Genomic DNA, 21,475 nt, shown 5'->3' on the forward strand with positions numbered 1-21,475 from the left:
TTCCCTGGTGGAAAGCCCGGCACCCCTCGGGGGCGCCGGGCTTCCGCATGTCCGGCTGTCAGTGCGTTCTGGTAGGTATGAGGCTGTGAGCAGCGAGAACGAGACGCCCGAGGGTGCGGCCGGTGAGCCGCACGAGCAGCTCGCGCTCATTCGGGAGAGCGTGCGCAAGGCGAAGGTGCCCCGGGCCAAGCCCCGGACGTGGCGGGGGGCCGCGCTGGCCAAGGAGCTGCCGGTGGCCCGGGTGGTGGTCAACAAGGGCGTCCTCCACCTGGACCAGTTCTTCGACTACGCCGTGCCCGAGGAGCTGGACGCCGTCGCCCAGCCGGGGGTCCGGGTCCGGGTGCGGTTCGGTGCCGGGGCGCACCAGGTCAGGGACGGCCGACGCGAGGGCGGGCGGCTGATCGACGGCTTCCTCGTCGAGCGGCGCGCCGAGTCCGACTACAAGGGCGCGCTGGCCGCGCTCGCGGACGTCGTCTCGCCCGAGCCGGTGCTCAGCGCCGAGCTGCTGGGGCTCGCACGGGCGGTCGCCGACCGGTACGCGGGAAGCCTCGCCGACGTGCTCCAGCTGGCCGTGCCGCCCCGGAACGCCCGGGCCGAGGGGAAGGCCTCGCCGGAGCCGCTGCCGCCGCCCGAGGCGCCCGATGCGGGCAGCTGGACGCGGTACGCACGCGGCCCCGGCTTCCTGGACGCCCTGGCCCGGGGCGCGGCCCCCCGGGCGGTCTGGAACGCTCTGCCCGGCCCCCACTGGGCCGAGGAACTGGCCCGCGCGGTGGGCGCCACCCTCGCCTCCGGGCGCGGCGCGCTCGTCGTCGTCCCCGACGGGCGGGCGGCGGCGCGGGTCGACGCGGCGCTGACGGCACTCCTGGGGGCCGGACGGCACGCCCTGCTCACCGCCGAGGCCGGGCCGGAGAAGCGGTACGCCCAGTGGCTCGCGGTACGACGCGGCTCCGTGCGCGCGGTCGTGGGCACCCGGGCCGCGATGTTCGCGCCCGTCCAGGATCTCGGGCTCGTCGCGATCTGGGACGACGGAGACGGCAGCCACAGCGAGCTCCACGCCCCGCAGCCCCACGCGCGCGACGTCCTGCTGCTGCGCGCCGCGCACGACCACTGCGCCTTCCTGCTCGGCTCCACGAGCTGCACGGTCGAGGCCGCGCAGCTCGTGGAGTCCGGCTGGGCCGCCCCGCTGGCCGCCGGACGCGACCAGGTGCGGCTCGCCGCCCCGCTCGTACGGACCGTGGGGGACGGCGAGCTGGCCCGCGACGAGGCCGCCCGGGCCGCACGGCTGCCCTCACTGGCGTGGCAGGCCGTACGGGAGGGCCTGAAGACGGGCCCCGTCCTCGTGCAGGTGCCGCGCCGGGGCTACGTACCGAGGCTCGCGTGCGAGCGGTGCCGGACGCCCGCCCGCTGCCGGCACTGCGCGGGCCCGCTGGAGGCGCCCGAGCAGCAGGAGCTGCGGTGTGGCTGGTGCGGGCGGGGCGCGCCGGACTGGCACTGCGTGGAGTGCGGCGCGACACGGCTGCGGGCCCAGGTCGTGGGCGCGCGGCGGACGGCGGAGGAGCTGGGCCGGGCGTTCCCCGCGGTGCCGGTACGGACGTCGGGCCGGGACCACGTCCTGGACAGCGTGCCCGGCCGCCCCGCCCTCGTCGTGTCCACCCCGGGCGCCGAACCCGTCGCGGAGGGCGGCTACGCGGCGGCGCTGCTCCTCGACGGCTGGGCGATGCTCGGCCGCCCCGACCTGCGGGCGGGCGAGGAGGCGCTACGGCGCTGGATCGACGCGTCCTCGCTGGTGCGGGGCCAGGGGGAGGGCGGCACCGTCGTGATCGTCGCCGAGCCGACGCTGCGGCCGGTGCAGGCGCTGGTGCGGTGGGACCCGGTCGGCCACGCGCAGCGGGAGCTGGCGGAGCGGGCGGAGCTCGGCTTTCCGCCGGTGTCGCGGATGGCCGCGGTCTCCGGTCCGCCGGCGGCGGTCGAGACGTTCCTGTCCGCAGCGGAGCTGCCGGACGACGCGGAGGTGCTGGGCCCGGTGCCGCTGCCGGTCGCCCGGCCCGGCGGGCCCCGGCGGCCGGGTGACGCGCCGCCGGGGGAGCAGTGGGAGCGGGCCCTGATCCGCGTCCGACCGGGCCACGGCGCGGCCCTGGCCGCGTCCCTCAAGAAGACCCAGGCGTCCCGCCTGGCCCGAGGCGGCCCGGACCCGATCCGCATCCGCGTGGACCCTCCGGACATCGGCTGACGCCTGGGGCCCTGGTCGGCGCCGGTGAGGGGGCGGGACGCCGCGTGCGAGGACGTTCACCCGCCCGTGTGGGCCATCGTCCCGCTGGGCGGGACGGGTGGGCACACGGGACGGTGTCCTTGCCGGGCCCAGGCTCCCAGGCCCTCGCGTTCACCCCAGGCGCGGCGCCGTCGTGGGTTGTGCCCACCCGTTCCGCCGTGCGGAACACCTGCCCGCAACCGGGGGGCTGGACACGACCGACCACGGTTCTGGCGGGCGGGGCGTAGTGCGGGGCTCAGCCGTTGCGGGGGCCGGGAAGGCGGGCGGGGGTCAGCCGTTGCGGGGGCCCGGGAAGGCCGGCGGGCGGGGGTCCTCGCGGAGGGAGTGCGCCGCAGGGATCGGCTGCGGCGGCATCGTCCGGGCCGGCGGGACCACCGGAAGCGTGCGCGTCGTGCCCGGCTCCGGCGCGTGCTCCTGCTCCACCACGACGCCAGGCTGGGGCGCGCGCCGCGCGCCGTAACGGCGGTGCACGGCCTGCTTCGTGACCCCGAGCGCCGAGCCCACCGCGTCCCACGAGAACCCGAGCGAGCGGTCGAAGTCGACCGCCGCCGTCACCAGCGTCTCGACGCTGTCCCGCAGCTCCTGGGCGAGCCGGACGGTCGGGGCGGGCGCCCGCCCGTAGACGACGAAGCCCGTCGACGGGCCGGAGCGGCGCGGGCGGTAGACGTTGCCCAACTGGGCCGTGAGCGTGCGCAGTGCGTCCACCTGTCGCCGGACCCGCTCGATGTCCCGCACCAACAGGTGCAGACTCGCCCGGGCTTGGGCGTCGTGGGTTGCGTGGTCGGCCATGTGGAAGCCTCTCGAACCGTCGTGGAAGTGGGCCGGGCCACGACGAGGGCGGGCCCGATTCGGTCAATCTCTCTTGACCAACGCGCTACGCGGGGTTGGGTCACGCTGCGGGGGCGTACACGCATATGCGCGGGGCGCTCGCCGTCACGTACGCCCCCTCGCGCCCCGGCCCCTAGACTGGTGCGCTGCCCTCCCCCAAGCTCTCGGCTGCGCTCGAGCAGGGGGTACCCCCGTCGCCCCGAGATGCGAGGTTTTCCTAGTGAAGCTGGTCTTCGCAGGCACCCCCGAGGTCGCCGTGCCCGCCCTGGACGCCCTGCTCGCCTCTGGTCGGCACGAGGTGGCCGCCGTCGTCACCCGCCCCGACGCTCCCGCGGGGCGTGGCCGCCGGATGGTGGCGAGCCCCGTCGCCGAGCGGGCGGAGGAGGCCGGGATCGAGATCCTCAGGCCGACGAAGCCGCGCGACGAGGCGTTCCTCGCCCGACTGCGCGAGATCGCGCCGGACTGCTGCCCGGTCGTCGCGTACGGCGCGCTGCTGCCCAAGGCGGCTCTCGACATCCCCGCCCACGGCTGGGTCAACCTGCACTTCTCGCTGCTGCCGGCCTGGCGCGGCGCGGCGCCCGTGCAGCACGCCGTGATGGCGGGCGACGAGGTCACGGGCGCGTCGACGTTCCAGATCGAGGAGGGGCTCGACTCCGGCCCGGTCTACGGCGTGATCACCGAGGACGTCCGCCCCACCGACACCAGCGGTGACCTGCTCACCCGGCTGGCCTTCGCGGGCGCCGGGCTGCTCTCCGCGACCATGGACGGCATCGAGGACGGCACCCTGAAGGCCGTACCGCAGCCCGCCGACGGGATCACCCTCGCGCCCAAGATCCAGGTCGAGGACGCGCACGTGGACTGGAAGGCCCCCGCGCTCCGGGTGGACCGCGTCGTGCGCGGCTGCACGCCCGCCCCGGGCGCCTGGACCGTCTTCCGCGGCGAGCGCCTCAAGCTGATCCAGACGGCGCTGCTCGCGGACCGCACGGACCTCACTCCCGGCGAGCTCGCGGCCGGCAAGAACAACGTGTACGTCGGCACCGGCTCGCACGCCGTGGAACTGCTCTGGGTCCAGCCGCAGGGCAAGAAGCCGATGAAGGCCGCCGACTGGGCCCGAGGCGTCCGCATCACCCCGGGCGAGCGGGTCGGCTTCTAGGGGGGTTCGTGGAAGAGCCGGCCGAACGGGGTGTGAACTCTCCTGCCGCCGGTGGGCCCACCCCGGCTGCGCGAGCTCGGCTGGTGGCCCCCGGATGACGGCAGAGCCGCGGGAACCGCGGAAGCCGCGACACGGCGCGGTCAAGCTCCCGGACGGGCCCTGGTGGGACTGGGACGTCGTCGCCTGGAACGGCGGTGAACTCCGCCTGGGGGCCGGACACGACATCACCTACTCCCACGGCCTCGAACTGGTCTTCAGCGATCCTCTCTTCGTCATCTGTCCGACGGCGTTCCACGACCCCGTGTTCCGTGCCCCCACGTCGGACGAAGCGGAGATGATCATGCGTCAGGTGGGCGAGAGGCCACCGGTGCTGGTGGCTTTCGAGGCCGATGCGCACGGGCCCGAACGGTCCTCCTGCCTGATCGCCGCGGAAGGCCTGGACGTCGTCGAAGGCATCGTCGTGCGGCACTGGCGCGAAAGCCTGGCCGCCGGCCAGCGCTTCGCTCCGTGGGTGCGGCCTCCTGGCCGATGAGCACGGGGTGAACCGCGCCCGCGGCGCCGGCCAAGGAGTCCGCGCGGGTCGGAGGAGATCCCGCCGCTCCGTGCCTGCCGCCGCGTAGGGATTAGGCTGAACAGGTTCGACCTCGTCATTTCTCACGCGGAGCACCTTTTGAGCGAGCAGGCACGTCGCCGTCCCCCCAAGCCGTACCGGCGTCCCAAGAAGGATCCCGTTCGGATCCTGGCCTTCGAGGCGTTGCGGGCGGTCGACGAGCGGGACGCGTACGCGAATCTCGTGCTGCCCCCGCTGTTGAAGAAGGCCCGGGAGCAGGGGGACTTCGACGGGCGGGACGCGGCGCTCGCCACCGAGCTCGTCTACGGGACCCTGCGGCGGCAGGGGACGTACGACGCCATCGTCTCGGCCTGCATCGACCGGCCGCTGCGCGAGGTCGACCCGCCGGTGCTCGACGTGCTGTCGCTCGGCGCGCACCAGCTGCTCGGCACCCGCATCCCGACCCACGCCGCCGTCTCGGCCAGTGTGGAGCTCGCGCGGGTGGTGCTCGGCGACGGCCGGGCCAAGTTCGTGAACGCCGTGCTGCGGAAGATCTCGCAGCACGACCTCGACGCCTGGGTCGAGCAGGTCGCCCCGCCCTACGAGGACGACGCCGAGGACCACCTCGCCGTCGTCCACTCCCACCCCCGCTGGGTCGTCTCCGCGCTCTGGGACGCCCTCGGCGGCGGCCGGGCCGGTATCGAGGACCTCCTGGAGGCCGACAACGAGCGGCCCGAGGTCACGCTCGTGGCCCGCCCCGGGCGCGCCACCACCGACGAGCTGACCGGCGAGGACACCCTGCCCGGGCGCTGGTCGCCGTACGCGGTACGGATGTCCGAGGGCGGCGAGCCCGGCGCCGTCGAGGCCGTGAAGGAGGGCCGGGCCGGCGTCCAGGACGAGGGCAGCCAGCTGGTCGCCCTCGCCCTCGCCGCCGCGCCCCTGGAAGGTCGCGACGAGCGCTGGCTCGACGGCTGCGCGGGCCCCGGCGGCAAGGCGGCCCTCCTCGCCGCGCTCGCCGCCCAGCGCGGCGCCACCCTGCTCGCCTCCGAGAAGCAGCCCCACCGCGCCCGGCTCGTCGAGCGCGCGCTGGCCGGCAACCCCGGCCCGTACCAGGTCATCGCCGCCGACGGCACCCGCCCGCCGTGGCGGCCCGGCTCCTTCGACCGGGTCCTGATGGACGTGCCCTGCTCGGGCCTCGGCGCCCTGCGCCGCCGCCCCGAGGCCCGCTGGCGTCGCCGCCCGGAGGACCTGGACGGCTTCGCCCCGCTCCAGCGCGGTCTGCTGCGCGAGGCGCTCTCGGCGGTCCGCGTCGGAGGCGTCGTCGGGTACGCGACCTGCTCGCCGCACCTCGCCGAGACGCGCGTGGTCGTCGAGGACGTCCTCAAGGGCCACGGCGGTCCGGCGGTCGAGGCCGAGTGGATCGACGTCCGCCCGCTGATGCCCGGCGTCCCCGCGCTCGGCGACGGCCCGGACGTCCAGCTGTGGCCGCACCTGCACGGCACCGACGCGATGTACCTCGCGCTGCTCCGCCGTACCGCCTGAGCGGATTGGCCGGTTACGTCTGGTCCTTCCCGGCCCGGATCCGGGCCGGGAAGGACCAGATCCCGGTCCGAAACGGCTTCGCGGCAAAGAAGTGCCCAAGAGCATGGCAGGCTTGGCACATGGCGCAGATCAACCCCAGCATCCTGTCCGCAGACTTCGCCCGCCTCGCCGAGGAGGCGCGGGCCGTCGACGGTGCCGACTGGTTGCACGTCGATGTCATGGACAACCACTTCGTCCCCAACCTGACCCTCGGCGTGCCGATCGTCGAGTCGCTGGCCCGGGCCACGGGGACCCCCCTCGACTGCCACCTGATGATCGAGGACCCGGACCGCTGGGCACCGCAGTACGTGGAGGCCGGAGCCGGGTCCGTCACCTTCCACGTCGAGGCGGCGGCCGCCCCCGTGCGGCTCGCGCGCGAGATCCGGGCGAAGGGGGCGCGGGCGTCGATGGCGCTGAAGCCCGCGACGCCCATCGAGCCGTACGAGGACCTGCTCCCCGAGCTCGACATGCTGCTGATCATGACCGTCGAGCCGGGCTTCGGCGGCCAGGCCTTCCTCGACATCATGCTGCCCAAGATCCGCCGCACCCGTGAGCTGATCTCCAAGCACGGTCTCGACCTGTGGCTCCAGATCGACGGCGGTGTCTCCGAGTCGACCATCGAGCGGTGCGCCGAGGCCGGCGCCGACGTCTTCGTCGCCGGCTCGGCCGTCTACGGCGCCCAGGACCCGGCCGCGGCCGTCCGCTCGCTGCGTGCCCAGGCCGACGCCGCCACGGCCACGGCGGCGTGGGCGTGTGGCCACTGAACCTCCGGCAGATGAACGCGGTCCGTCGGAGCACCGACAGGACCGATCGGGACCCGCCGGATCTGACAGGATGAACGGCGAGTCCAGAGTGTGAACGACGGCAGTACGAAAACCCACACGACCAGCACCACGACGCGGCGCGTGAGCAGCGGTACGTGAACAGAGCTAAGGAGATCGCGGTGGCGGGAATCTCGGCGGGACGCTCAGCCCTGCGGATGGGACCCGCGGAGCTGGTGCAGGCGGCGGCGATGGCGCGTCGTTTCTACCTCGAGGGCAAGTCCAAGATCCAGATCGCCGAGGAGTTCGGCGTGAGCCGCTTCAAGGTGGCCCGGGTCCTGGAGACCGCGCTCGAACGCGACCTCGTACGGATCGAGATCCGCGTCCCGGCCGAGCTGGACGCCGAGCGCTCCGACGCGCTCCGCGCCCGCTACGGGCTCCGCCACGCCGTCGTCGTCGAGTCCCCGGCAGAGGGCGAGGACGAATCCCCCGACCCGGAGAACCTCGGCGAGGTCGCCGCCGACCTGCTCGGCGAACTGGTCAACGAGGGCGACGTCCTCGGCCTGGCCTGGGGCCGCTCGACCATCCACATGGCCGCCGCCCTCGACCGGCTGCCCCCGTGCACGGTCGTCCAGCTCACCGGCGTGTACGACGCCGGGACCGCCGAGCGCGGCTCGGTCGAGGCCGTCCGGCGGGCCGCCCAGGTCTCCGGCGGCGAAGCGCACCCCATCTACGCGCCGATGCTCCTCCCCGACCCCGCCACGGCGGCCGCGCTGCGCAACCAGACGGGCATCGCGCGCGCCTTCGAGTACTTCGACAAGGTCACCGTCGCCTGTGTCTCCATCGGCTCCTGGGAGCCGGGCATCTCCACCGTGCACGACATGCTCACGGACGAGGAGCGCGCCCACTACGCCTCCCTCGGCGTCGCCGCCGAGATGTCCGCGCACCTCTTCGACTCCGAGGGCCGCCGGGTCGGCCGCGACCTGGGCGAGCGCTGCATCACGGTCGAGGCGGACCGGCTGCGCCGGATCCCCGAGGTCGTGGCGATCGCCGGCGGCCAGCGCAAGGCGGCCGCGATCGGGGCGGTCCTGCGCTCCGGGCTCGTCACCAGCCTCGTGACCGACCGGGCGGCGGCCGACTACCTCCTCGCCGAGTCCGTCCCGGGCCCCCGCCCCGCACTGGAACGCGCGGACCCGGACGGCGTCTGACGGAACGGGACGGCGCAGGGCGACCCCCGTCCGCCGCCCCGCGCGCGGCGCGAGGACGACCGGCATACCGTCGGGGCATGTCGCTGCGGCCCCTGCGCGCCCTCCTCGCGCTCTTCCTCTGCGTCGGCGTCCTGGTCGGGGGCGTCGGCTGCTCGAACGCCGGGGGCGGCGCGGAACCCGCCCCCACCGGCGCGGAACCCGCCCCCACCGGCACCTCCGGCCTGGAGAGCGTCCGCGTCGCGGAGCTGCCGGGCGAGGCGCGGGCGACCCTCCGGCTCATCGAGCGCGGTGGGCCCTTCCCGTACGAGAAGGACGGCGCGACGTTCGGCAACTTCGAGCGCGTCCTGCCCCGGCACGAGCGCGGCTGGTACCGCGAGTACACCGTCCGCACCCCCGGCGAAGGCGACCGGGGCGCCCGGCGTCTCGTCACCGGCCGGGGCGGCGAGGTCTACTACACCGACGACCACTACGAGACCTTCCGGGAGGTCCTGCCCGATGAAGCTCGCTGAGGCGCTGCGCGACCCCGTCGTCCTCGATCTGCGCGGGGTCGTGGACAAGGTCGCCTTCATGGACCGCTGCGCCCGCGCCCTCGCGCTGCCGCGCTGGTTCGGCCGCAACTGGGACGCCCTCGCCGACTGCCTGACCGATCTCCCCGGCCCGGTGGCCCTCGTCGTCACGGGCTGGCAGGCTTATGCCACGGCCAGGCCGAGCGACTGGGAGACCGCCCAGGACGTCTTCGCCACGGCCGCCGAGACGAGCACCACGGGCCTCACCGTCCTCCTCGCCCTGGGGACCCCGCAGGGGACCGCCCTTGGAGGATCGGACGAGGAGGGTCCGGCAAGCCTCGGATGATTAGCCCGGGTCGGGAAACCGAACCGGCGTGGGACAATGAACTACGTGCTTTTTCCCCTGGCTGAAATGCCTAGGGGCCGATCCGAACGACTGGGATGTCAGCACGTGCGTTTCCTCAATGACGTCAAGCCGCCCTACGACCTGACGTACGACGATGTGTTCATGGTGCCGAGCCGCTCGGCGGTGGGTTCCCGCCAGGCCGTGGACCTCTCCTCGCCGGACGGTTCCGGTACGACGATCCCGCTGGTCGTCGCCAACATGACCGCGATCGCCGGCCGCCGTATGGCCGAGACCGTCGCCCGCCGGGGCGGACTGGTCGTCATTCCCCAGGACATCCCGATCGAGGTCGTCACCGACGTCATCGCGTGGGTCAAGAGCCGCCACCACGTCCTGGACACCCCCATCGTCCTGGCCCCCCACCAGACCGTCGCCGACGCGCTCTCGCTGTTGCCCAAGCGCGCGCACGACGCCGGCGTCGTCGTGGACGAGGACCGCCGTCCGGTCGGCGTCGTCACCGACGCGGACCTGTCGGGCGTGGACCGCTTCACGCAGCTCTCCGAGGTCATGTCGCGGGACCTGCTGCTCCTCGACGCCGACATCGACCCGCGCGACGCGTTCAACACGCTCGACCACGCCAACCGCCGCTACGCCCCGGCCGTGGACAAGGACGGCCGACTCGTCGGCATCCTGACCCGCAAGGGCGCCCTGCGCGCGACCCTGTACACCCCCGCGACCGACGCCCAGGGCAAGCTGCGCATAGCCGCCGCCGTCGGCATCAACGGCGACGTGGCGGGCAAGGCCAAGCAGCTCCTCGACGCCGGTGTGGACACCCTCGTCGTGGACACCGCGCACGGCCACCAGGAGTCGATGATCGCCGCGATCAAGGCCGTCAGGGGCCTCGACCCGCACGTCCCGATCGTCGCCGGCAACATCGTCGCCGCCGAGGGCGTCAAGGACCTCATCGACGCCGGCGCGGACATCATCAAGGTCGGCGTGGGCCCCGGCGCCATGTGCACCACGCGCATGATGACCGGTGTCGGCCGCCCGCAGTTCTCCGCCGTCCTGGAGTGCGCCGCCGAGGCGAAGAAGTACGGCAAGCACGTCTGGGCCGACGGCGGTGTCCGTCACCCGCGCGACGTCGCCATGGCGCTGGCCGCCGGCGCGTCCAACGTGATGATCGGCTCCTGGTTCGCGGGGACCTACGAGTCCCCGGGCGACCTCCAGCAGGACGCCAACGGCCGGCTCTACAAGGAGTCGTTCGGCATGGCGTCGGCCCGCGCCGTGCGCAACCGCACGAGCGAGGAGTCGGCGTACGACCGGGCACGCAAGGCGCTCTTCGAGGAGGGCATCTCGACCTCCCGGATGTTCCTCGACCCGACCCGTCCGGGCGTCGAGGACCTGATCGACTCGATCATCGCGGGTGTCCGCTCCTCCTGCACCTACGCCGGTGCCGGCTCGCTGGCCGAGTTCGAGGAGAACGCCGTGGTCGGCATCCAGAGCGCCGCCGGTTACGCCGAGGGCAAGCCGCTGCACGCCAGCTGGAGCTAGTCGCAGGGCAGCTGGACAGCCGGACGTCCGTCGTACGAAGGCCCCCACGAGCCCCGACTCGTGGGGGCCTTCGGCGTACTCAGTCGCCCGAGCCCGCCTCCCGTACGTACGGACCCAGCGCCTCCGTGACCGCCGCCGCCATCCGGGCGTGGCCCCGGTCGTTCGGGTGCAGGCCGTCCGCCAGGTCGTCCGGGTCGAGCAGCGGGCGGCCGGAGAGGACGAGGAGCCGCTCGTCGCCCTCCGCCGCCAGATCCCGGCCCGCCTCCTCCATGGCCGTGCGCAGGTCCGCCAGGGTGGCGCCCAGGGCGTTGCGGGTGGTCTCGGCCTCGGGGCGGAGCACGGGGGAGAGGACCAGCAGCGGGGCGTCCGGGTGGCCCCCGCGCACCAGACCCACGTAGGCCCGCACCGTCTCGTACAGCAGCCCGGCCGAACTGGGCGCCTTGGACCAGCAGTTGGTGCCGAACGCCAGGGTGACGAGCTCGCCCTGGAGGCTCGCGAGCTGTTCGGCGAGGGGCAGCTCGCCGCGCGCCCCGCCCGCGAACCCCAGGTTGACCGTGTCCAGACCCAGCGCCCGCCCCGCCGTCGCCGGCCAGGAGTGCGCGGGCCGGGTCGACCACCAGCCCTCGGTGATCGAGTCCCCGTGCACCAGCCAGCGCGGTTGCCTCGGGGCGGGGGAGAGCATGCCGTCACGCGCCCGCAGCCCGAGGATCACCGGCGCCTGACTCTCCGGCAGATGGACCACGAACGTCCCTCCTTCCGGCGGGAGTTCCAGTGTGACCGTCGCCTCCTCGGCCGGGGCCGTGAAGCTCTCGCCCACGCACCGCCCGCCGCGCCCGCCCCGCCAGAGCGCGAAGCAGTGCCGTAGGGCCCGCATCGCGTCCCCGCTGCCGGGCACCGCCGCGCGGTAGCGCAGCTCGACCGCGCGCGTGCCGGGGGCGGCCGTGAACTCCACCCGTACGCCGATCGGCAGCGCCGCCCGCTCGGCGGTGTCCCAGGGCAGCCGGGACAGGTCGGCGGGGTCGGCGCGGACGGCCCGGCCGCCGTCGAGCCAGGCCGTGCCGCGCAGGAAGGGTGTGGGTTCCAGCCAGCCCACCGAAGCCTCCGATCGAGGGGACGCAGGGGGCCCGCAGAGTCGTTCATCGCGCATCAGGAGTCAATGCGCACGCAGAGGGTGCTTCACACCCCCGTTCTCACCCCAATGTGCCGATTCATGCGGTGGGGCGCAATGTTTCCCCGTCTGGGCCCCCAGCGCGCAATGATCATCTGCGGGTGCGCAACAACCCTGCATTACGAGCGCGAAGCCTCGGGGCTTAGGCTCGTGCCTCGTACCAGGAGTGGCGGCGACCGCCTGCTCGGCGGTTCCCCCTTCCCTCGCGGGCCTCTGCGTCATGTCCGCGTACCGCCGTGGTCGTCGCATTTCGACAGGCAGCGATCAAGGAGCCTCCGCAGTGCTGGATCAAGGCACGGCCTCACCGGCCGTCGAGCCGTCCGTCCCCAAGACCTCCGGGCTCTCCGCCCTGACCCGGCGCAAGCCGGTAGAACGCCTGGTCGCCGAGGGTGGCCAGGGCGAGGGCGGCACGCTGCGGCGCACCCTCTCGATGTGGCAGCTGACCATGATCAGCATCGGTGCGACGCTCGGCACCGGCATCTTCGTGGTCCTCGGCGACACCGTCCCGAAGGCCGGCCCCGCGGTCACGATCGCCTTCGTCCTCGCCGGCCTCACCGCGCTCTTCTCCGCCCTCTCGTACGCCGAGCTGGCGGGTTCGATACCGGTCGCCGGCTCCTCCTATTCGTATGCGTACGCAACGATGGGTGAACTTGTCGCGTGGGTCTGCGGCTGGTGTCTGGTCCTGGAGTACGGCGTGTCCGTCGCCGCCGTGGCGGTCGGCTGGGGCGAGTACCTCAACGAACTGCTCGACGGCACGATCGGCGTCACCATCCCCGAGGTGCTGTCCTCGGCCCCCGGTGAGGGCGGCATCATCAACCTGCCGGGCCTGATCGTCGTCCTGCTCGCGATGGTCTTCCTGCTCGGCGGCGCCCGCGAGTCGGCCGTCGTCAACACCGTCATGGTCTTCGTGAAGATCGCCGCCCTGGTGCTCTTCTGCGCCATCGGCTTCATGGGCTTCAAGTCCGGCAACTACGCCGACTTCATGCCGCTGGGCATGGCGGGCGTCAGCGCCGCCGGAGCGAGCCTCTTCTTCTCGTACATCGGCTTCGACGCCGCCTCCACCGCAGGTGAGGAGGCGAAGGACCCGAAGCGCGACCTGCCCCGCGCGATCATGCTGTCGCTCCTCATCGTCACCGTCCTCTACGTCCTCGTCGCGGCCGTCGCCGTCGGCGCGTGGAACTGGAAGGACTTCGAGGGCTCCGAGGCCACCCTCGCCGCGATCATGAACGACGTCAGCGGCCAGGCCTTCTGGGGCACGCTGCTCGCCGCCGGCGCCGTCATCTCCATCGCCAGCGTCGTCCTGACCGTCCTCTACGGCCAGACCCGCGTCCTCTTCGCGATGTCCCGCGACGGCCTCGTGCCGAAGGTCTTCGCCAAGGTCAGCGGCAAGACCGGCACCCCGCGCGTGAACACCGTGATCGTCTCGCTCTTCTGCGGCGCCCTCGCCTCCGTCATCCCGCTGGGCAAGCTCGTCGACGCCACCAGCATCGGCACCCTGTTCGCCTTCGCCCTGGTCAACATCGCGGTCATCGTGCTGCGCCGCACCCGCCCGACCATGGACCGCACCTTCCGCGTGCCGCTCGGCTGGACCTTCCCGATCCTCGGCTTCCTGTTCTGCGTGTACAACATGTTCAGCCTGGACTCGATCACCTGGGTGGTCTTCGGTTGCTGGATGGCCGCGGGCCTCGTGTTCTACTTCCTGTACGGCATGCGCCGCTCCCGCCTGGCCACCGAGACGCCGGTGGCGACCGAGACAGAGAAGTGATCCACCCGTAGTGCGACTCAACGACCTCGACGAACGCATCGTCCACGCCCTCGCGGAGGACGCCCGCCGCTCGTACGCCGACATCGGCTCGCTCGTCGGACTGTCCGCGCCCGCTGTCAAGCGGCGGGTGGACCGGCTGCGGGCCGAGGGCGCCATCACCGGATTCACCGTACGGGTGGACCCGGCGGCGCTCGGCTGGGAGACCGAGGGCTTCGTCGAGATCTACTGTCGCCACAACACCTCGCCGAACGACATCCGGCGAGGTCTGGAGCGGTACCCCGAGGTGGTGTCCGCGTCGACCGTCACCGGCGACGCGGACGCCGTCGTGCAGGTCTTCGCCTCCGACATGCGCCACTTCGAGCGCGTCCTCGAGCGGATCGCGGGCGAGCCGTTCGTGGAGCGCACCAAGTCCGTCCTGGTGCTCTCGCCGCTGCTGCGCCGCTTCTCCTCCGGCTCGCCCGCCTAGGGGGTGTCGGGACGAAGGGCGGTGCGGGCCGTGGTTCCCGCACCGCCCCTCGGGCTATTCGGTCGGGTACTCCGGCTGCCAGGGCAGCACCTTGAAGTCGCCCGTTCCGGCCTTCGTCCTCTCGAACGGGGCCGGCGTGTGGCACGGAGGCACATCGCCCTGCTCGGGGTCCTGGGTCACCCAGTTGTAGCCCAGGCGGTCGTGCCTGCCCAGGTCGTGCACGGAGACTCCCACCCGGCGGTCCCGGAACACCCCCAGGTCGGTCTCGATGACCCTGCCCGTCACGGTGGCCACCTTGCCGCCCGTGACCAGACAGTCCACCTTCACCACGGCGTAGCCGCCCTTGCCGTCCCTGTAGTGGCTGAACCGGAAGGTGCCGGTCGCCGCCTCCGGGCTCATGTTGTCCTTCGACGCGAGATGGGCGTCGAAGGAGAACGTGATGTCGTCGCTCGCCACCCGGTAGATCTTCGCGCTGCCGGTCAGCGCGGCCGCCTCGCGGCTGCCGCCCCGGCCGTCCCCGGAGGCGACGGCGGAGCCCGCGGCCCCGGCCGTGATCAGCAGGGCGGCGGCCAGCGAGGCGATCTTCGTACGGTGGTTCATGGCGGTCCTTTCGGCAGGTCAACCGGACGACCACCACTCTTCCGCCGGCGCCGCCGCGGGGCGTCGCGCCACGGAAGGGTTCTCTCTCCGCCACGCGGCGGAGGGGGTCTGCGACCCGCGCCGGACCCCCGTCGGAGCCGTACGCAACGAATCGCCGTCGTCGTCGCAGATCGCGCAACGGTTCGACGGTCGGTCCGCAACGGTCGCGCCTTGTCCCGATCGAGCGCGAAACCGTACCGTTTTTGACGTCTTCCCCCCGCACTCCGATCCCCCCGAGGATGGCCCATGCCCGCGCTGCGCACCGCCCTGCTCCAGAGCTCCGGTGAGCTCGGCGACGTGGCCGCCAACCTCAAGATCCTCGACGAGGCCGCCGCCCGCGCGGCCGAGGCAGGCGCCGGGGTGCTGCTCGCCCCCGAGCTCTTCCTCACCGGGTACGCGATCGGCGCCGACATCGCGCGCCTGGCCGAACCGGCCGACGGCCCCTCCGCCCAGGCCGTCGCCGCCCTCGCCGCCCGTCACGGCCTCGCCATCGGTTACGGCTACCCGGAGCGGGACACCGAGCGGCACGGCGTCCTGTACAACGCCGCCCAGCTGATCGGCGCCGACGGCGCCACGCTCGCGCGCTACCGCAAGACCCACCTCTTCGGCGCCTTCGAGAGCCGCTGGTTCACCCCGGGCGAGGACCCCGTCGTCCAGGCCGAGCTCGGCGGCCTCACCGTCGGCCTGATGATCTGCTACGACGTCGAGTTCCCGGAGAACGTACGGGCGCAGGCGCTGGCCGGTACGGACCTCCTGCTCGTTCCGACCGCGCTCATGCACCCCGCCGAGGTCGTGCCGGAGTCCGTCGTCCCCGTGCGCGCCTTCGAGAACCAGCTCTACATCGCGTACGCCAACCGGGCCGGGCGCGAGGGTGACTTCGAGTTCGTCGGCCTCTCCACGCTCGCCGCACCCGACGGCACCGCCCGGGTCCGGGCCGGCCGCGGCGAGGACCTCGTCTTCGGCGACGTCGACCCGGCCCTCCTCGCGGCCTCCCGCAAGGACAACCCGTACCTCCGCGACCGGCGCCCCGGCCTCTACGGCTCCCTCGGCTGAGCCGTCGCCTCCCCCCCCGACCTCCCCGTTGTTCTTCCGTGCAAGGAGTCCGTACCCCATGACGTCCACGGTGCCCACGACCGCCGTCCCGCACAGCGACGGCCAGCCGCCGATCACCATGTTCGGTCCGGACTTCCCGTACGCCTACGACGACTTCCTGGCCCACCCGGCCGGTCTCGGTCAGATACCCGCGACCGAGCACGGCACCGAGGTCGCCGTCATCGGCGGCGGTCTCTCGGGCGTCATCGCCGCCTACGAGCTGATGAAGATGGGCCTCAAGCCCGTCGTCTACGAGGCCGACCAGATCGGCGGCCGGCTGCGCACCGTCGGCTTCGAGGGCACCGGCACCGAGGGCCTGACCGCCGAGATGGGCGCCATGCGCTTCCCGCCCTCCTCCACCGCCTTCCAGCACTACATCGACCTGGTGGGCCTGGAGACGCAGGCGTTCCCCAACCCGCTCGCCGAGTCCACCCCGTCGACCGTGGTCGACCTGAAGGGCGAGTCGCACTACGCGCAGACCGTCGACGACCTCCCGCAGGTCTACCGCGACGTGATGAACGCCTGGAACGCCTGCCTCGACGAGGGCGCCGACTTCTCCGACATGAACCAGGCCATGCGCGAGCGCGACGTCCCGCGCATCCGCGAGATCTGGTCGAAGCTCGTCGAGAAGCTCGACAACCAGACCTTCTACGGCTTCCTCTGCGAGTCGGAGTCGTTCAAGTCCTTCCGGCACCGCGAGATCTTCGGCCAGGTCGGCTTCGGCACGGGCGGCTGGGACACCGACTTCCCCAACTCGATCCTGGAGATCCTGCGGGTCGTCTACACCGAGGCCGACGATCACCACCGCGGCATCGTGGGCGGCTCGCAGCAGCTGCCGCTGCGCCTGTGGGAGCGCGAGCCGGAGAAGATCGTCCACTGGGCCCAGGGCACCTCCCTGATGTCCCTGCACGGGGGCGACCCGAAGCCGGCCGTGACCCGGCTGAACCGCACCGCCGGCAACCGGATCACGGTCACGGACGCCTCCGATGACATCCGTACGTACCAGGCGGCGATCTTCACCGCGCAGTCCTGGATGCTGCTCTCCAAGATCGCGTGCGACGACGCGCTCTTCCCGATCGACCACTGGACGGCGATCGAGCGCACCCACTACATGGAGAGCTCCAAGCTCTTCGTGCCGGTGGACCGGCCGTTCTGGCTGGACAAGGACGAGGAGACCGGGCGGGACGTCATGTCGATGACGCTGACCGACCGGATGACCCGCGGCACGTACCTGCTGGACGACGGCCCGGACAAGCCGGCCGTCATCTGCCTGTCGTACACCTGGTGCGACGACAGCCTGAAGTGGCTGCCGCTGTCCGCGAACGAGCGGATGGAGGTCATGCTGAAGTCGCTCGGCGAGATCTACCCGAAGGTCGACATCCGGAAGCACATCATCGGCAACCCGGTGACGGTCTCCTGGGAGAACGAGCCCTACTTCATGGGCGCCTTCAAGGCGAACCTGCCGGGCCACTACCGCTACCAGCGCCGCCTGTTCACGCACTTCATGCAGGACCGGCTGCCCGAGGACAAGCGGGGCATCTTCCTCGCGGGCGACGACATCTCCTGGACGGCCGGCTGGGCCGAGGGCGCCGTGCAGACCGCGCTCAACGCCGTGTGGGGCGTGATGCACCACTTCGGCGGCTCGACCGACGCCACCAACCCGGGCCCGGGCGACGTCTACGACGAGATCGCCCCGGTCGAGCTCCCGGAGGACTGACCCGACCGGCCGGCGGCCGAGGCGGGCCGCCTTCGGCCGGCTCTGTCGGCCTGTGCCGGCCCGGTCGGCTTGCCCGGACCGGTCGGCCTCGGCCGGCTCGGTCAGCCGCGCGGGGCCAGTGGGGTGAGCAGCATCCGCCCCACCAGACCCACCGACAGGTCGAGGCGTTCGGTGAACTCCTCGGCCAGCTCGGGCAGTTCGCGCAGCTGCCAGAGCGAGCGGGCGGCGAGCCACGCTCCGTCGCGGGCCCGGTCCAGGCTCCAGCAGCCCAGCAGATGGGTCAGCGGGTCCGTGATCTCCAGCAGGTCCGGGCCCGGCATCACCTCCTCGCGGATGCGCTCCTCCAGGAGGACGAGGATGTCGCCGACGCGCTCGAACTCGTCCTCCAGGTCGGCCGGCTCGCACTCCAGGGCCCGGCAGGTGTCGACCACGGCGAGGGCCAGGTCGTGGCCGATGTGCGCGTTGATCCCGGCCAGCGCGAACTGCAGCGGCCGTACGCCGGGATGGCGCCGGTAGTGGAAGAGCGGCCGCCAGCAGGCCGGGGCGGGGGAGCCGGTGGCCACCGCGTCGACGACCGAGAGGTAGCGCTCCGCGAAGCGCACGTCGAGGGTCGCGGCGGCCCGCCGGTCGGTGAACGTGCCGGAGTCGATGGCCCGGCCGATCTCCTCCGTCACGGTCAGATAGACCCGGTTGAAGACGGCGACGCCGTCGGCGGGATGCCAGCCCGAGCGGATGGTCCGCATCCGCTCCACCACCGGGTCGACGGCGGTGAACTGCCCGATCTGCGTGGTCTGCGCCATGAGCAGCAGCGTCCCAGGCGCCGGGCCCGGGAGGGAACTCCCTCGGCCCGGCTTCCCCAGAACGGGCGAATGTGGCTAGGACCGGGTGGTGGGCCCGCCGTTCTTGGTGTCGGGACCCCGGGAACCGCCATCGGTGCCGTTGCCCGCACCGCCACCCGTGCGGCCACCCGTACCGTCAGCCGTGCCGTTCGTGTCGTCGGTCGGGCCGCCCTCGTACGAGCTGGTGCCGGAGTCGAGCAGGGGCTCCTGCCGCTTCAGGTGCGCCGGGGCGAAGGCCCGCAGCACGTGGTAGCCGGTGATCACCACGATCGTGCCGAGCGCGATGCCGCCGAGCTCGAAGGTGTCGGTGAAGGTCAGCTTGACCCCGCCGACGCCGATGATGATGCCCGCCGCGGCCGGCACCAGGTTGAGCGGGTTGCGCAGGTCGACCTTGGCGTTGATCCAGATCTGGGCGCCGAGCAGGCCGATCATGCCGTAGAGGATCACCGTGATACCGCCGAGAACGCCGCCCGGGATCGCCGCCACGACCGCGCCGAACTTGGGGCAGAGGCCGAAGAGCAGCGCGAAGCCGGCCGCGGCCCAGTAGGCGGCGGTGGAGTAGACCCGGGTGGCCGCCATGACGCCGATGTTCTCGGAGTACGTGGTGTTCGGCGGGCCGCCCACGGCGGTCGACAGCATCGAGGCGGCGCCGTCGGCGGCGATGGCGGTGCCGAGCTTGTCGTCGAGCGGGTCGCCGGTCATCTCGCCGACGGCCTTGACGTGCCCGGCGTTCTCCGCGATCAGGGCGATGACGACGGGGAGCGCGACGAGGATCGCCGACCACTCGAAGCTGGGACCGTGGAAGGACGGCAGGCCGACCCAGTCGGCCTGGGAGACGCCGGAGAGGTCGAGCCGCCAGTGGTCGGTGACCTCACCGCCGGGACCCGTCGAGTGGATCTTGCCGAAGACCAGGTCGAAGATCCAGGAGATGGCGTAGCCGAAGATCAGGCCGAGGAAGATCGCGATGCGCGACCAGAAGCCGCGCAGGCAGACCACGGCGAGACCGGTGAAGAGCATCACGAGCAGCGCCGTCCACTGGTCCTGCGGCCAGTAGGTGGCGGCGGTCACCGGGGCGAGGTTGAAGCCGATCAGCATGACCACGGCGCCCGTGACGATCGGGGGCATCGCCGCGTGGATGATCCGCGCGCCGAACTTCCGTACCGCCAGACCCGCCAGGAACAGCACGCCGCCGACGACGAACACCGCACCGGTCACGGTCGCGCTGGTGCCGCCGGAGGCCCGGATGGCCGCGGCGACACCGACGAAGGAGAGCGAGCAGCCCAGGTAGCTGGGGACCGTGCCGCGCGTCGCGAGCAGGAAGATCACCGTCGCGACGCCGGACATCATGATGGCGAGGTTCGGGTCGAGCCCCATCAGGACGGGCGCCACGAAGGAGGCGCCGAACATCGCCACCACGTGCTGGGCGCCGAGGCCGGCCGTACGGGGCCAGGAGAGCCGTTCGTCCGGCCGGACGACGGCTCCTGGAGCGGGTGTTCGTCCGTCGCCGTGCAAGGTCCAGCGCACGCCGAGGTTCATGAGGTCGCTCCAGTTCTCCGGTGACGGTGGCCGAGTCATGGCCGAAAAAGATCAGACACATGGTAAGGCGCCGCTGGTCACCGGGGCCCCGACGGGAGGTCGGGGCGCTCCCGGACCGTGCCCGAGGAAGCCCGAAGAAGCCCGAAGAAGCCGGAGGAAGTCCTAGGAAGCCCTAGGAAGCCCTAGGAGACCTTCCCCGGGTTCGCCGCGCCGGCCGCGCCGCTGCTCACGGGCGGTGTGGTGCTCGTGGGCCGGGAGGCCTGGCGGAGCACGCCGGCGCCGATCACCAGGCCGAAGGTGAGCACGGTGACCAGCCCGAAGGAGAACACCAGCGAGGTGGCGTCCGCGATTCCGCCGATCGCGGAGGGGGCGATGAGGCCCGAGGTGTACGTGATGGTGGCGACGCCCGCGATGGCCTGGCTGGGGTTCGGGCCGCTGCGCCCGGCCGCCGCGAAGGCCAGCGGGACGACGACGGCGACCCCGAGGCCGATGAGTCCGAATCCGGCCATCGCCACGGCGGCGTGCGGGGCGAGGACCACGAGGAGACCGCCGGCGGTCGCCGCGACGCCACCGACCCGTACCGTCCGTACGGCGCCGAACCGGTCCACCACCCGGTCGCCGACCAGCCGGGCGACGGCCATCGTCAGGGCGAAGGCGGTGGTGGAGGCCGCCGCGACACCCGCCGACGAACCGAGCTCGTCCCGCAGGTAGACCGCCGACCAGTCCAGGCTGGCGCCCTCCGCGAAGACGCCGCAGAACCCGATCGCGCCGATGATCAGCGCGGACTTCGGGGGCAGCGAGAAGCGCGGTGGGGCCTCCTCGTCGGGGGCGCTCTGCAGATCGAGTACGCCCTGGCAGAAGACCAGGCCGAGCGCCGTCAGAACGAGGGCCGCGACCAGGTGGTGGAGCCGGGCGTCCCCGCCGAAGTGGGCGGCGACGGTCCCCGCCGCGGAGCCGATCAGCGCGCCGACGCTCCACATGCCGTGCAGGCTCGACATGATCGACTTGCCCAGCCGGCTCTCGGTCTCGACGCCGAGGGCGTTCATCGCCACGTCGGACATGCCGGCCGTGGCGCCGAAGACGAGGAGCGCCGCACAGAGCCCGTAGATGTGGGGGGCGAGCGACGGCAGGGTGAGGGCCATCGTCCAGAGCGCGAGCAGCCCGCGCAGCGCCGTGCGGGCGCCGAAGCGGTGGCTGATCGCGCCGGCCAGCGGCATCGCGAGCGAGGCGCCGATCGCGGGGAAGGCCAGGGCCAGGCCGAGTTGGCCCGCGCTGACGCCCGCGTGGTCCTGGATCCACGGGATCCGGGTGGCGAAGCTGCCGGTGACCGCGCCGTGGACGCAGAAGACGGCCGCGACGGCGAACCGGGCCCGCCGCAGTCGCTCGGTACTGAAGACGGTCTCGCCCGCCATGTGCCCTCCCTCGGTTGGTGGGCGGTAAACTATCAGGAACCCTGCCTGATAAATAGTGGGACGCCGCGAACCGTCGGCACGCGTCTGAGAG

General features: G+C 72.8%; 19 protein-coding genes. 13 read left to right on the forward strand and 6 right to left on the reverse strand.

The window, feature by feature from the left end; genetic code table 11:
• The first annotated feature begins 85 nt into the window (after window positions 1–85).
• Entirely contained in the window at window positions 86–2,230 is a 2,145-nt protein-coding gene (locus ACIPPS_RS26285; protein WP_401436636.1) for a primosomal protein N', read from the forward strand.
• A gap of 309 nt (window positions 2,231–2,539) precedes the next feature.
• On the opposite strand, the gene ACIPPS_RS26290 is transcribed toward ACIPPS_RS26285, so the two are convergent.
• On the reverse strand, window positions 2,540–3,058 hold the full coding sequence (locus ACIPPS_RS26290) for a hypothetical protein (protein ID WP_401436638.1): 519 nt from the start codon (window positions 3,056–3,058) through the stop codon (window positions 2,540–2,542).
• Between the two features lie 259 nt (window positions 3,059–3,317).
• Between ACIPPS_RS26290 and fmt the strand changes: the two genes are divergently transcribed.
• The 8 genes from fmt to ACIPPS_RS26330 all read left to right on the forward strand — a co-directional run bounded on the left by fmt (window position 3,318) and on the right by ACIPPS_RS26330 (window position 10,750).
• The gene (gene fmt / locus ACIPPS_RS26295; RefSeq protein ID WP_401436641.1) at window positions 3,318–4,250 is read left to right on the forward strand and encodes a methionyl-tRNA formyltransferase; all 933 of its coding nucleotides are present in this window, start codon (window positions 3,318–3,320) and stop codon (window positions 4,248–4,250) included.
• A 94-nt stretch (window positions 4,251–4,344) separates the two neighbouring features.
• Window positions 4,345–4,782: a hypothetical protein gene (locus ACIPPS_RS26300; RefSeq protein WP_401436644.1), complete on the forward strand. Its 438-nt coding sequence runs from the start codon at window positions 4,345–4,347 to the stop codon at window positions 4,780–4,782.
• Window positions 4,783–4,920: 138 nt separating this feature from the next.
• Window positions 4,921–6,342: an RsmB/NOP family class I SAM-dependent RNA methyltransferase gene (locus tag ACIPPS_RS26305; RefSeq protein ID WP_401436646.1), complete on the forward strand. Its 1,422-nt coding sequence runs from the start codon at window positions 4,921–4,923 to the stop codon at window positions 6,340–6,342.
• 119 nt (window positions 6,343–6,461) lie between these two features.
• A complete protein-coding gene (rpe, locus tag ACIPPS_RS26310) occupies window positions 6,462–7,145 on the forward strand; it encodes a ribulose-phosphate 3-epimerase (protein WP_401436649.1) in 684 nt (227 codons plus the stop codon).
• 155 nt (window positions 7,146–7,300) lie between these two features.
• Window positions 7,301–8,350, forward strand: a complete 1,050-nt coding sequence (locus ACIPPS_RS26315) for a sugar-binding transcriptional regulator (RefSeq protein ID WP_401436652.1) — start codon at window positions 7,301–7,303, stop codon at window positions 8,348–8,350.
• Between the two features lie 77 nt (window positions 8,351–8,427).
• Complete coding sequence (locus ACIPPS_RS26320; RefSeq protein ID WP_401436655.1) at window positions 8,428–8,859, forward strand: ribonuclease domain-containing protein; 432 nt, start codon at window positions 8,428–8,430, stop codon at window positions 8,857–8,859.
• Complete coding sequence (locus ACIPPS_RS26325) at window positions 8,846–9,202, forward strand: barstar family protein (protein WP_401436658.1); 357 nt, start codon at window positions 8,846–8,848, stop codon at window positions 9,200–9,202. The genes ACIPPS_RS26320 and ACIPPS_RS26325 overlap by 14 nt, the downstream gene beginning before the upstream one ends.
• Before the next feature lie 105 nt (window positions 9,203–9,307).
• On the forward strand, window positions 9,308–10,750 hold the full coding sequence (locus ACIPPS_RS26330) for a GuaB1 family IMP dehydrogenase-related protein (protein ID WP_401436661.1): 1,443 nt from the start codon (window positions 9,308–9,310) through the stop codon (window positions 10,748–10,750).
• Window positions 10,751–10,829: 79 nt separating this feature from the next.
• Here the strand turns inward: ACIPPS_RS26330 and ACIPPS_RS26335 are convergent, their stop codons facing one another.
• Entirely contained in the window at window positions 10,830–11,843 is a 1,014-nt protein-coding gene (locus tag ACIPPS_RS26335) for a GDSL-type esterase/lipase family protein (protein WP_401436664.1), read from the reverse strand.
• A 355-nt stretch (window positions 11,844–12,198) separates the two neighbouring features.
• Between ACIPPS_RS26335 and ACIPPS_RS26340 the strand changes: the two genes are divergently transcribed.
• The gene (locus tag ACIPPS_RS26340; protein ID WP_401436666.1) at window positions 12,199–13,683 is read left to right on the forward strand and encodes an amino acid permease; all 1,485 of its coding nucleotides are present in this window, start codon (window positions 12,199–12,201) and stop codon (window positions 13,681–13,683) included.
• Window positions 13,684–13,693: 10 nt separating this feature from the next.
• Window positions 13,694–14,149, forward strand: a complete 456-nt coding sequence (locus tag ACIPPS_RS26345; protein WP_030204433.1) for an Lrp/AsnC family transcriptional regulator — start codon at window positions 13,694–13,696, stop codon at window positions 14,147–14,149.
• Between the two features lie 54 nt (window positions 14,150–14,203).
• Here ACIPPS_RS26345 and ACIPPS_RS26350 read toward each other — a convergent pair whose 3' ends face one another.
• Entirely contained in the window at window positions 14,204–14,749 is a 546-nt protein-coding gene (locus ACIPPS_RS26350; protein ID WP_401436669.1) for a Repetin, read from the reverse strand.
• 285 nt (window positions 14,750–15,034) lie between these two features.
• Between ACIPPS_RS26350 and ACIPPS_RS26355 the strand changes: the two genes are divergently transcribed.
• The gene (locus tag ACIPPS_RS26355; protein ID WP_401436672.1) at window positions 15,035–15,841 is read left to right on the forward strand and encodes a carbon-nitrogen hydrolase family protein; all 807 of its coding nucleotides are present in this window, start codon (window positions 15,035–15,037) and stop codon (window positions 15,839–15,841) included.
• A gap of 58 nt (window positions 15,842–15,899) precedes the next feature.
• Window positions 15,900–17,597, forward strand: a complete 1,698-nt coding sequence (locus tag ACIPPS_RS26360) for a flavin monoamine oxidase family protein (RefSeq protein WP_401436674.1) — start codon at window positions 15,900–15,902, stop codon at window positions 17,595–17,597.
• 101 nt (window positions 17,598–17,698) lie between these two features.
• On the opposite strand, the gene ACIPPS_RS26365 is transcribed toward ACIPPS_RS26360, so the two are convergent.
• From ACIPPS_RS26365 to ACIPPS_RS26375, 3 genes are all read right to left on the reverse strand, one after another.
• On the reverse strand, window positions 17,699–18,397 hold the full coding sequence (locus ACIPPS_RS26365) for a DUF5995 family protein (protein ID WP_401436677.1): 699 nt from the start codon (window positions 18,395–18,397) through the stop codon (window positions 17,699–17,701).
• Between the two features lie 75 nt (window positions 18,398–18,472).
• The gene (locus ACIPPS_RS26370) at window positions 18,473–19,972 is read right to left on the reverse strand and encodes a uracil-xanthine permease family protein (RefSeq protein WP_401436679.1); all 1,500 of its coding nucleotides are present in this window, start codon (window positions 19,970–19,972) and stop codon (window positions 18,473–18,475) included.
• A gap of 182 nt (window positions 19,973–20,154) precedes the next feature.
• Complete coding sequence (locus tag ACIPPS_RS26375) at window positions 20,155–21,384, reverse strand: MFS transporter (RefSeq protein ID WP_401436682.1); 1,230 nt, start codon at window positions 21,382–21,384, stop codon at window positions 20,155–20,157.
• Window positions 21,385–21,475: the final 91 nt, after the last annotated feature.

Source organism: Streptomyces sp. NPDC090127 (assembly GCF_044746945.1).
Taxonomy (GTDB): domain Bacteria; phylum Actinomycetota; class Actinomycetes; order Streptomycetales; family Streptomycetaceae; genus Streptomyces.